Source organism: Rickettsia parkeri, from assembly GCF_051427245.1.
Lineage (GTDB): Bacteria > Pseudomonadota > Alphaproteobacteria > Rickettsiales > Rickettsiaceae > Rickettsia > Rickettsia rickettsii.
This window is the reverse complement of record NZ_CP195774.1, coordinates 350168-362082: the sequence shown is the minus strand read 5'-3', so window position 1 is coordinate 362082 and position 11915 is coordinate 350168. Positions and strand designations below refer to the sequence as shown.

Below are 11915 nucleotides of genomic sequence, written 5' to 3'. Positions count from 1 at the left end.
TAATACCCTATGAAAAAACTATCATTTCAGCAAATTATTCTGACATTACAAAATTATTGGCAGGATTATGGCTGTGCAATATTGCAACCTTACGATGCCCATGTTGGAGCCGGTACGTTTCACCCTGCAACTGTACTTCGCTGCCTTGGTACTAAACCTTGGTCTGTTGCATATGTTCAGCCATCAAGAAGACCAGGGGATAGCAGGTATGGCATGCATCCTAATAGAATGCAGCATTATTATCAGTTTCAAGTTATCTTAAAGCCGTCTCCAGATAATATTCAAGAGTTATATCTTAAAAGCTTAGAATGTTTAGGCATAGATTTAAAAATTCATGATATCAGATTTGTTGAAGATGATTGGGAGTCGCCAACCTTAGGTGCTGCCGGGCTTGGCTGGGAAGTATGGTGTAACGGTATGGAAGTATCGCAATTTACTTATATGCAGCAAATCGGTGGTATTGAATGCCGTCCCGTTGCCGGTGAAATCACTTATGGACTCGAGAGGCTTGCTTTATATATTCAAGGTGTTGATGAAGTAAGAGAGCTTGATTGGAGCGGGCAAGTAGGGAAAAAGCTTTAAATACGGTGAAGTGGATTTCGAAGCTGAAGGGCAATTTTCAAAATATAATTTAGAGCTTGCCGATAGTGAAATGTTACCGCGACATTTCAAGGATAGCGAAGACCAGTGTGAGAGATTAATCAAAGCTAATTTACCTATGCCGGCTTATGATGAATGCCTTAAGGCAAGTCATGCATTTAATCAACTAAAGCACTTGGAGTAATCAAGCGTCACTGAGCGTGCTTCTTATGTTTTAAGAGTGCGTCATTTAGCTAGAATTTGTTGTACAAAATGGTTGGAGATGAACAAGTGAGCGAGTTATTATTAGAACTATTTAGCGAAGAAATTCCGGCTTTTATGCAAAAAAATGCTGAAGAGGGTTATTTAAATATATTCACGAAAATTTTTGAAGAAAACGGAATATTTGCAAAAGTACAAGTATTCGCGGGACCTCGCAGGATAACGCTGCATGCTACCCATTTGCCAAAGATAACTTTGCCAAAAGAGGAAGAAATTAAAGGACCAAGCATAGAAGCTCCGGAAGCCGCTATTAACGGCTTTTGTAAAGCTCATAATGTTAGTAAATTAGAGCTTCCTACTAAATTAATTAGTAATCAGCTATATTATTTCTTTGTCAAAAAAACAGAAGAAAGAGAAATAAAAGAGATTTTGCCGGAGATTATTATAGAGGCTATTAATAAATATAGCTGGGCAAAATCGATGTTTTGGGGTGATTACAAAATAAAATGGATTAGACCTCTGCGAAATATTTTATGCATATTTGACGGCGAAATATTACCGATGCAATTTGGGCATTTAACCGCTAATAATATTACGTATGGGCATCGTCTTACTGATAATAAAAAATTAGAAGTAACAGATTTTGAAGATTATAGAAATAAGCTTTTAGAAAATCATGTTATTTTAGAAAGAGCAAAGAGAGAGGCAATAATTAAAACCGGTTTACTGGAACTAGCAAATTCTCATGAGTTAATTATAAAAGAAGATAATCGTTTAGTAGAAGAAGTAGTAGGGCTTAGCGAATTTCCTGTTGTGTTGCTTGGAAAAATACCGCAAAAATTTTTAGAGTTACCTAAAGAAGTACTTATTTCTTCGATGCGTACGCATCAGAAATATTTTTGTTTATTTGATAAAACAGGAAATTTCACACCGTATTTTCTCTTTGTCAGTAATGGCAGATTTACAAATGCTGAACTAGTTATTCAAGGTAACGAGAAAGTTCTATCGGCACGTCTTTCGGATGCTTTATATTTTTGTAAGCAGGATATAGCTAAAACTTTAGAATCAAGATTAGGCCAATTAGAAGCTGTGACATTTCATGCAAAGCTTGGTAATTTAAGAGAAAAAATTGAACGCATAACCGATATTTGCAATTATATAGCTCCAAATAATAAGGATTTGATTACAGCAGCTAGACTTTGCAAAAGTGATCTGTTTCTGAGATGGTCTGGGAATTTCCTGATTTACAGGGGATTATGGGTTATTATTATGCAAAACATGAAGGGCTAAATGCAGAAATAGCCGCTGCAATTAGAGACCATTATAAACCGCAAGGTTTGAGCGACAATTTACCAAGTGGAAATGCGGCTTTACTTGCTTTAGCCGATAAGCTAGATAGTTTAGTAGGTTTGATGATAGCAGGGGAAACACCAACAGGCTCAGGTGATCCATATGCCTTAAGACGTCAAGCTCTTGGTATAATAAGAATAATACTTGAAAATAAATTAGAGCTAAATTTTAATGATTTAATTAATTTTTCTATAAACTTATATAAAGATTCATCTGACGAAAATAAGAATTTAATAATATCTTTTTTTGAAGAAAGAGCAAAATTTTACTTTAAAAATGACTATGATATTGCGTTAATTAATGCAGTTCTTGACTTAAATTTAGTAGATACAAACTTTAAGCTTGATGCGTTAAAAGAATTTTTAATAGAAGACGCAGGCAAGCAATTATTAAATGCTTACAAACGAGCTAGCAATATAATTGGTGATCAGAAAATTACCGGCTTAGTTGATGCGAGTCTCTTTAGTACACAACCTGAAAAAGAATTATTTGAAGTAATCCAAAAAATTTCTCCGCAAATTATAGATAGTATAGCTGATAAAGATTATAAGAAAGCATTAAATTTATTATCGTCTCTATTAACTCCCATTACTAGCTTTTTTGATAATGTACTCGTTAATGACTCTGATCCAAAGATCGCTCAAAATCGTTTGTCGTTATTACAGAATATTTGTGAATTATTTGATAAAGTAGCTAAGTTTAACCCGCTTATGATAAACAAAGCAGTTCAATTTATAAAATCAGGTAAAGTGGTTGTTTTTCCGACTGAAACAGTCTATGGGATTGGTGCGGATGCCACAAATAATGAGGCGTGTTTAAAGATTTTTCAGTTCAAAGAGCGTCCTGCTATCAATCCGCTTATCGTGCATGTCTCCTCCATAGAGCAAGCAAAGGAAATAGGGGAGTTTGACGATTTAGCTACAAAAATAGCAGAAAAATTTTGGTCTGGACCATTATCTATAGTTGTCCCTTTAAAAGAGAATGCAAATATTGCTCCTAGCGTAACAGCAGGACTAAATACCATAGCACTTCGGATACCATCTTATCCTGTAGCGTTAGAGCTTATCAGACAATCAGGCATACCTATAGCTGCCCCAAGTGCTAACCCTTCAAACTATATTAGTCCGACTAACGCTGAGCATGTCACAAAACATTTTAAGGATAATCAGGAAATTTTTATTTTAGCACCTGAAATCTATCAATCTAAATATGGGCTAGAGTCAACGATAATTGATACAACAACTGTTACTCCTACTATTCTTAGAGAAGGGTTTATAACTGCTGAAATTTTAGGAGAAATACTAGGGATAGAAGTTTTAAAAGCATCAGAGACAAGTACTATAAAAGCTTCGGGAATGCTTGCAAAACACTATTCACCAAAAGTACCGGTTAGGCTAAATGCTATAAATTTAGAGGATAAAGAAATCGGATTAAATTTTAGCAATAGCAATCTTACAGGAAGATTTTCATTAAACTTAAGTGTAAAAGGTGACTTTATAGAAGCCGCTGCAAATCTTTATGCTTATTTAAGAATACTTGACGATTATGCTGCATCTCATGATGTAAGAGGTATAGCAGTTAGCCCTATACCTCAAGTGAATATAGGGGCTGCAATTAATGATCGCCTAAAACGTGCCGCAAAATCATAAATTTCGGCGTTCTATTCGCCTTAATAGCTTTTTGATGATATTTGGTAATTACATAGTTATCGTGCGGTTTTAAATAATCATTTTTATTTATAATTTCAAAATTACCGTTCTGCTGTATTAACTCTATTGCTTCATAAAAATAATTTTCGATATCGGAAGCAAATACTAAATTACCATTGTCTTTTAGCTTATCTTGTAAAAGCTTAAGTCGTTCTTTATTGAAAATACGTTTCTTTTTTTGCTTATTTTTTATCCATGGATCGGGAAATAAAATATAAATTCCATCAAGGCTATTACTTGGTATCTCATTTAATATTAAATCCAAATTATTAGGGAATAATAAAAAATTCGTGATATTTTGTTCGCCTGCAAGCTTTAAAACATTTGCAACTCCGTTTAAATATACCTCTATCCCAATAAAAAGTGCATTAGGATTCATTTTAGCTTGATTAATGAAATGCTCACCCATACCAAAGCCTATCTCAAGAAATACTTTACGTTTTTCATTTACAAGCTTTTCTTTAGAAAATAAATATTTTGGTAGTTTGTTATCTAATAAATTCTTTTGCACTCCTGATAAGCTTTTACCGATACGTCTTGCATATGACCGATTGAGATTAATAGGAGAAAATAATATTACCCTACTGTGACCTTGTAGATCCTTATAAACGCTTTCAATATTATAACCATGATCTAAGAAAATTTGGGTTACCGCTTCTTCCTGTTTAAACCCTATTTCTAATATAATCTTACCGTTTGGTTTTAAGAATTGTTTGGCATTTTCGGCGATGAGAAAGTAAGCTTGCAGTCCGTCTTTTTCAGCAAATAAAGCAATAGACGGTTCATAATTGATTGTTTCAATTGCCATCTCTGATTTTTCGCTGTGAGCTATATATGGCGGGTTGCTAACGATAAAATCAAATTTCTGAGTTTCAATATTCTCAAACCAATTACTGTGAATAATCTGAATGCGATCCGTTACCTCATATTTTGCCGCATTACTTTTGATAATGTCTATAGCATCAAGACTTATATCGGTTGCAATTACATTAGCATTCGGTAACTCACATAATAGACTGATAGCAATGCAGCCGCTACCTATGCCAAGTTCTAGGATATTTAAGAATTTGTCATTGCAGTTTTCGCTTATGTCATTCCCGCGAAAGCAGGGATTCGGTTGCTTTTTTTCTGGATTCCGCTTTCGCGGGAATGACATTGAAATACAACATCCACCAAAACTTCAGTATCGCTTCTTGGAATTAATACATGTTTATTAACAATAAATTCACGTGAGTAAAATTCTTTAACACCTGTAATATATACTATCGGTTCATGCTTTAATCTTCTCGCTAACAGTTTTTCAAAAGCTTCTATCTTGGCTTCATTTAACTGTTCATCAAGATTAATAAGTAAATACTCAATAGGTTTATTTATAACATGCTGTAGTAAAATTCGTGCTTCTAATTGCGGCGAACTAATACCTATTTTATTTAATTTATCTGTAGCGTCACTAAGAATTTGCTTTATAGAACATTGCATGGAAAGTTTTATTTTCTGCCAAAATTTTTCATTTCTAAAATCTCATCTACACTACCTAGCGGTGCTCGTTTTTTAAGTTCAGTAAATTCACGAAATATATTATTACCAAATTTATTCTTATAATATTCGGGTTCCAGAGTTATAATATCTATTTTAAGATAATTTTTGGTTTTAGGTATTTTAATTATTTTCATAAACCGTTTTATGTTATTATATCACCAATTATTTCTGAATAATATCTATATAGCTATTTTTAAAGCTAAGATTTGCTAATGTTTCTAAATCACAAGTGATTAAAGGTTCTTGTTTGTGTTGATTTTTTAATAAATAAGGACTAGTACAAAACCAAGCGAACTCTCCTTTTATCTGGTCAGCAGTTAGTTTATTTAGTACTTCACCATTTTTCCCATACAAAACCAAGTCAGAAAAAGTACCATATCCTGCTTCGGTAAATTTTATGGGAGCTTTCTTCTCACCTAAAATTTGTTTTTTCTCATATTCTTTAATAATAATATGAGTTATATTTTTTGTTGGAACAGTAATCATATATTCTTTTTTGTTAGGATAAATAATCTCTGCACATTTAGCAATAAAATTATGAAGTTTAAGCGAAAGACTAGAATGTTTTTTAGTATTATTATAGTCATATATTGGAGCTTTAAATAAAATTTGCGTTCTGGAAGTTGCCATAGTTATGATCATTTCTACCGATGGTATATCAATACTACTTTTCTGTTCCCATGCTTTATTATAGGTAAAAACTACATATACATATGTTAAATCTTGGTCATGATATTCTATGCTAGAGTCAAAAGCATCTAGGCCCATAAAAGCTTTTCTATATTCTTTTTCCCGGACTGGTTTATAAACTCCCCCTGTTTCTTTGAGAAATTTTGCCAAGTAGTTACATTTACTCCATTAACTTTTACCATATAAAAATGTAAATCATCTTCTACTTCATAATGATAAATTTCTGATTTCACTTCTTGTGCTTTATATAGCTTTGTAAAAAGATGTTGTAAATTAGAATATTTTTCATCTATTTTACTGAAATCAAATTCAGAGAAAATCCGCAGAGCTTGCATATATTGCATGTCTATATTATCAGGTGCTTTTGCTTCTTTGCATGCAACTTTTATAAATTTATTTAATTGTTCTTCTTGCTCTTAAAATCATTTTTTTAAAATTCTTCTAAAAATTTTTTTAATAAAAGTTCTTTCCTATAATTTGCATCATCAATATACGTACTATTATTAATATCTATGCCTGTTTTTAATCTTAGAGAAAGAATTTCATTGACGAATTCAGAAATTTTAATTTCATGTTCTGTACTAATATTAGGAAGAGCTAGCAATTTTTATAGATTGCGGTTTAAAAGATAAATTATTACCTAATTTTAAAATAAAATCTTTTACTTCTGGCCAATCTCTATAATTTTATATATCTAAGGAAATAATTTTGTCTGTGGCGGTACTTAAATCTTGCAGAAAAGTAAAAATCTTTTCTAAGCTCGCTTTTTGTTTTTAAGGTTTAAAATACCCTCTTCCATAGAATATAAGGCTTCTTCTAATTTAGCATTAGCTTTTTTCATTTTATAAATAAATATTAATTTTTAATATAATATTAAGGATTAATATTTTGTCAATTATAAACTAATTATCTCTTCCATATCCCTTGGCAACTCACAAGAAAATTCCATAATCTCATTACTAGTCGGATGAGTAAAACTTAAATACCAAGAATGCAGGGCTTGACGTTTAAAATCAATTAATTTTGCTTTTAGTTCAGGGGGAGAATGAGCAATTTTTCGGTCGTTATTGCCGTAAGTTTGGTCGCCGACTACCGAATGCTTTAAATGGCTTAGCTGTACTCTAATTTGGTGAGTTCTACCCGTACTAAGCTTGCACTCCACCATACTAATACTACCTTTATAAAATAATTCTAGAGTCTTATAATGTGTAACGGCTTCTTTGCCGCCATATTTTAATATGGTCATTTTTTGGCGATCGCTTCGGCTGCGACCTATATTATTCTTAATGACTCCTTCTAGCGGATTTATTACTCCCCACACTAACACTTTATATTTCCGTATTACCTGCCTTTGTTCTATCTGATTTGCAAGTAGCATATGTGCTTTATTATTTTTAGCAACTACCATCAAGCCCGTAGTGTCTTTATCTAAACGATGTACTATCCCGGGTCTTTCTGATGAGCCGATATCCGATAAGTTTTTTGTATGATGTAATAAAGCATTAACAAGCGTATCGTCATGATGCCCTGCTCCTGGGTGTACCGTCATACCTGCAGCTTTGTTAATTACTATCAAATCATCGTCTTCATATATTATATCAAGTGCTACATTTGCTGCTGCAATTTTTAGCTCTTCAGGTTCTTTAAAAGAAAATAATATAATATCATTCTCCTTGACCAAAACATCAGGATCAGAAATAATTACATCATTAACTAGTACTTGCGAATCTTTAATAGCTTTTTGGATTTGATTCCTTGAAACATTTTCAAGAAGCGATGATAGAGCTTTATCAAGCCTTATGCCATTTAGTTCGTGTGGTACGGAATATTTTAACATATTTTATTTTAAGATAATGAATAATACGCTTAAATGGTTAAGTGCAATCGGTGTTGAATATTATTGCCATGAACATCCACCGCAATTAAAGGTACGTAATAATACTGAACTAACTGAAAAGCCACAAGTAAAACTTATGTCTACAAAAGAAACTGCATTCAATATGAATGATAAAGTTCATGATAATATAACCCTAGCAAGATCTCTTGCCGATAAAGCTAATAATATCGAAGAACTAAAAGAATCTCTACTAAATTTTAATGGTTGTGAACTTAAGAAATTTGCTACTAATACGGTTTTCGGTGACGGTAATTTGGAAGCTAAAATTATGTTAATAGGCGAAGCCCCGGGAAGTACCGAAGATTTGAAAGGAATACCTTTTTACGGCGAAAGTGGCAATTTACTTGATAATATGCTACATGCTATCGGAATTTCACGAAAAAATAACGCTTATATTACTAATACGGTATTTTGGCGTCCTCCTGCTAATAGACAGCCGACGTTCGAAGAAGTCGATATTTGTAGACCTTTTGTCGAGAAGCATATTGCTCTTATTAACCCGCAGCTAATTATTCTAGTCGGTAGCACGGCTGCAACTAGCTTACTTGGAAAAAATTCGGGTATTACTAAAATTAGACAAGAATATTATTTTTATACCAATAAATATCTATCCGCTCCTATTCAAACTACGGCAATCTTCCACCCTGCCTATTTACTCCGCCAACCTATGCAAAAACGCACCTCTTGGTATGATTTACTCAAGATTAAGGAGTATTTAGTCAATAATAGACTTCTTGCATAACTTGTACATTAATCTAGTACTAACAGCTTCACGTACTTTTCAAAATAATTTTCTACTGGACAATTAGTCGTATATATGCGACAGTGTAATCATCTCTAGTTAAGCTTAATATGCAAAACACTAAACAAATACAATTTTTATAACAGATATTCTGCTATTAAATGCAGGTAATAAAGATACTCAAGGCAAAGATATTAAAAAAGCCTTAGAAATAATAGGAGAAGTTTATAAACGAAATTGAGGGTGTTATATGGAAAATTTACAGATTATTTAAAAGAAAAATTACAACATGAGGAAATATTAGTAGGGTATATTAATGAAGCGTTAGAGCAATATTTCGTGGATCATAATAATGAGCTATAATGGCTATTTTAAAAGAAGCCATTATAGCAAGAGGAGGTAAAGCGAAAATCTCTAAAGAAGCTCATATAAATAGGCAACATACAATATATATAATATTATCTAGCAAAGGTAATCCAAGTGTCGACAATATAGGATCTTTATTAAACGCTTTAGGCTTGCAGTTGAAAGTAGAAGCATGTGCGTTTTTAATTTTCATTAACCTTGCAAGTTGAGCAAGATATCAAAGAAAATTTTTAAATCCTAATAAATCATAATGCATTTCTAATTTCATTAAATTAGGGTTATACTTACTGATGTATAAAAATAAGGTATATCCATATGACCAATGAAAATAATAATGATTCAGAATTTGCTGAATTAAAAATCAGAGGAAAAATATTTAAATTACCTATACTTAAAGCAAGTATCGGTGAGGATGTAATCGATATAAGTAGGGTATCTGCGGAAGCCGATTGCTTTACTTACGACCCGGGTTTTATGTCTACTGCTTCTTGTCAGTCTACTATCACCTATATAGATGGTGATAAAGGAATCTTGCGGCATCGAGGATATGATATTAAAGACTTAGCTGAGAAAAGTGATTTTTTAGAAGTGGCATATTTACTGATTTATGGGGAACTACCAAGTGGCGAGCAGTATAATAATTTCACTAAACAGGTTGCTCATCATTCATTAGTGAATGAAAGATTACACTATTTATTTCAAACCTTTTGTAGCTCTTCTCATCCTATGGCTATTATGCTTGCGGCTGTCGGTTCTCTTTCGGCATTTTATCCTGATTTATTGAATTTTAAGGAAGCAGATTACGAACTTACCGCTATTAGAATGATTGCTAAGATACCTACCATCGCTGCAATGTCTTATAAATATTCTATAGGACAACCGTTTATTTATCCTGATAATTCGTTAGATTTTACCGAAAATTTTCTGCATATGATGTTTGCAACCCTTGTACGAAATATACAGTAAATCCAATAATAAAAAATGCTCTTAATAAGATATTTATCCTACATGCCGATCATGAGCAGAATGCTTCTACTTCAACAGTCCGAATTGCCGGCTCATCCGGAGCTAACCCTTTTGCTTGTATTAGCACGGGTATTGCCTCACTTTGGGGACCTGCTCACGGCGGGGCTAATGAAGCGGTAATAAATATGCTTAAAGAAATAGGTAGTTCTGAGTATATTCCTAAATATATAGCTAAAGCTAAGGATAAAAATGATCCATTTAGATTAATGGGTTTTGGTCATCGTGTATATAAAAACTATGACCCGCGTGCCGCAGTACTTAAAGAAACGTGCAAAGAAGTATTAAAGGAACTCGGGCAGCTAGACAACAATCCGCTCTTACAAATAGCAATAGAACTTGAAGCTATCGCTCTTAAAGATGAATATTTTATTGAGAGAAAATTATATCCAAATGTTGATTTTTATTCGGGTATTATCTATAAAGCTATGGGTATACCGTCGCAAATGTTCACGGTACTTTTTGCAATAGCAAGAACCGTAGGCTGGATGGCACAATGGAAAGAAATGCACGAAGACCCTGAACAAAAAATCAGCAGACCTAGACAGCTTTACACCGGTTATGTACATAGAGAGTATAAGGGTATTCGGGAGAGGTAAACATTTTCGTCATTGCGAGCGACTGCAAGGAGCGTAGCAATCTCAAGAGATTTGATGAGATTGCCACGTCGCTTCGCGCCTCGTAATGACGTTGAAAATATAAATCATATGCATTTTATTGATGAAGTTAAAATATATATAAAAGGTGGGAACGGCGGCAATGGTTGTGTTAGTTTCCATCGTGAGAAATTTATTGACAGAGGCGGACCGGACGGTGGTGATGGTGGACGTGGTGGTAGTGTTATTTTCAGGAGTAATCACCATCTTAATACGCTAGTAAATTATCGATATAAACAGCATTTTACCGCAGAAAACGGCGAAAACGGTAAAGATTCAAATAGAAGCGGTAAATCAGGAAAATCATTAGTTCTTGATGTTCCGATCGGTACTCAAATCTTTTCCGAGGACGGCAATATATTATTTTATGATTTCACTGTTGATGATCAAAGCTTTGAAATAATTAAAGGAGGAAGTGGTGGTCTTGGTAACAGCCATTTCAAATCGTCGGTTAATCAAGCTCCAAAAAGCGTACGGAAGGAGAAATTGCGAAGAAATGTGGATTCATTTAAGTTTAAAACTTCTCTCTGATGTTGGGCTTGTGGGGCTTCCAAATGCCGGTAAATCTACTTTTTTATCCGTTGTAACGGCAGCCAAGCCTAAAATTGCCGATTATCCCTTTACTACTTTAGTGCCAAATCTTGGAGTGGCATATGTTGATGACGAAGAGTTTGTCATAGCCGATATTCCTGGTTTAATTGAGGGGGCTCATCAAGGTCACGGACTTGGCGATAAATTCTTAAAGCATATAGAAAGATGTAATGTATTAATACATTTAATAGATGGCTCTAGTAATGATGTAGTTGCAGATTATAATACGGTACGTCTTGAGCTTGAATTATATTCCGATTATCTAAAAAATAAAATCGAAACCATATGTCTTAATAAATGCGATGTTCTCACAGATGAGGAAATACAGGAAAAAATAAATAAGCTGCAGAAAGTTACTAATAAAGAAATTTTTCCTATCTCTACCTGCACTAATGCTGGAGTAAATAAAATAGTAAAACTTGCTTTAGAGACTATAAAAAATCAGGAGTAATACTACTAGGTATTGCCTTGCGTGGATACTGAGGATTGTCATTACGAGGATGCCTGAGATTGCCACATTCACTAACGTTCGCTGGCAATGACAATGAGTA

Annotated in this window: 9 protein-coding genes and 5 pseudogenes; 8 read left to right on the top strand and 6 right to left on the bottom strand. The window is 33.4% G+C overall.

What is annotated here, in order from left to right:
* Positions 1-9 precede the first annotated feature (9 nt).
* From ACSFFC_RS02110 to ACSFFC_RS02100, 3 genes and pseudogenes are all read left to right on the top strand, one after another.
* Positions 10-874: pseudogene (locus ACSFFC_RS02110) on the top strand (glycine--tRNA ligase subunit alpha).
* Positions 871-2861 (top strand): annotated as a pseudogene (gene glyS, locus ACSFFC_RS02105) (glycine--tRNA ligase subunit beta); the annotation flags it as partial. The pseudogenes ACSFFC_RS02110 and glyS, both read left to right, overlap by 4 nt.
* Positions 2862-3800 carry an L-threonylcarbamoyladenylate synthase gene (locus tag ACSFFC_RS02100; RefSeq protein WP_010977872.1) on the top strand — a complete coding sequence of 313 codons (939 nt, stop codon included), beginning with the start codon at positions 2862-2864 and terminating at the stop codon, positions 3798-3800.
* On the opposite strand, the pseudogene trmB reads toward ACSFFC_RS02100, so the two are convergent.
* From trmB to ACSFFC_RS02070, 6 genes and pseudogenes are all read right to left on the bottom strand, one after another.
* Positions 3766-5339, bottom strand: a pseudogene (trmB, locus tag ACSFFC_RS02095) (bifunctional peptide chain release factor N(5)-glutamine methyltransferase PrmC/tRNA (guanosine(46)-N7)-methyltransferase TrmB). The gene ACSFFC_RS02100 and the pseudogene trmB sit on opposite strands and share 35 nt — an antisense overlap.
* Before the next feature lie 8 nt (positions 5340-5347).
* A complete protein-coding gene (locus ACSFFC_RS02090) occupies positions 5348-5533 on the bottom strand; it encodes a hypothetical protein (RefSeq protein ID WP_004997160.1) in 186 nt (61 codons plus the stop codon).
* Between the two features lie 28 nt (positions 5534-5561).
* Complete coding sequence (locus tag ACSFFC_RS02085; protein ID WP_014411141.1) at positions 5562-6167, bottom strand: hypothetical protein; 606 nt, start codon at positions 6165-6167, stop codon at positions 5562-5564.
* A complete protein-coding gene (locus tag ACSFFC_RS02080; RefSeq protein WP_146709460.1) occupies positions 6158-6424 on the bottom strand; it encodes a hypothetical protein in 267 nt (88 codons plus the stop codon). The genes ACSFFC_RS02085 and ACSFFC_RS02080 overlap by 10 nt, the downstream gene beginning before the upstream one ends.
* 95 nt (positions 6425-6519) lie before the next feature.
* Positions 6520-6693, bottom strand: coding sequence for a hypothetical protein (locus ACSFFC_RS02075; protein WP_014411140.1), 174 nt, complete (start codon positions 6691-6693; stop codon positions 6520-6522).
* 291 nt (positions 6694-6984) lie between these two features.
* Positions 6985-7926 carry an RluA family pseudouridine synthase gene (locus tag ACSFFC_RS02070; protein ID WP_012737048.1) on the bottom strand — a complete coding sequence of 314 codons (942 nt, stop codon included), beginning with the start codon at positions 7924-7926 and terminating at the stop codon, positions 6985-6987.
* Between the two features lie 16 nt (positions 7927-7942).
* Between ACSFFC_RS02070 and ACSFFC_RS02065 the strand changes: the two genes are divergently transcribed.
* The 5 genes and pseudogenes from ACSFFC_RS02065 (at position 7943) to obgE (ending at position 11815) form a co-directional block, all read left to right on the top strand.
* On the top strand, positions 7943-8728 hold the full coding sequence (locus ACSFFC_RS02065) for a uracil-DNA glycosylase (protein WP_004997170.1): 786 nt from the start codon (positions 7943-7945) through the stop codon (positions 8726-8728).
* Positions 8729-8965: 237 nt separating this feature from the next.
* On the top strand, positions 8966-9091 hold the full coding sequence (locus tag ACSFFC_RS02060; RefSeq protein ID WP_499217224.1) for a hypothetical protein: 126 nt from the start codon (positions 8966-8968) through the stop codon (positions 9089-9091).
* A complete protein-coding gene (locus ACSFFC_RS02055) occupies positions 9091-9303 on the top strand; it encodes a helix-turn-helix domain-containing transcriptional regulator (protein WP_499217213.1) in 213 nt (70 codons plus the stop codon). Before ACSFFC_RS02060 ends, ACSFFC_RS02055 begins: the two co-directional genes overlap by 1 nt.
* Positions 9304-9409: 106 nt before the next feature.
* A pseudogene (locus ACSFFC_RS02050) lies at positions 9410-10716 on the top strand (citrate synthase).
* A gap of 108 nt (positions 10717-10824) precedes the next feature.
* A pseudogene (gene obgE, locus ACSFFC_RS02045) lies at positions 10825-11815 on the top strand (GTPase ObgE).
* The last annotated feature ends 100 nt before the right edge of the window (positions 11816-11915 follow it).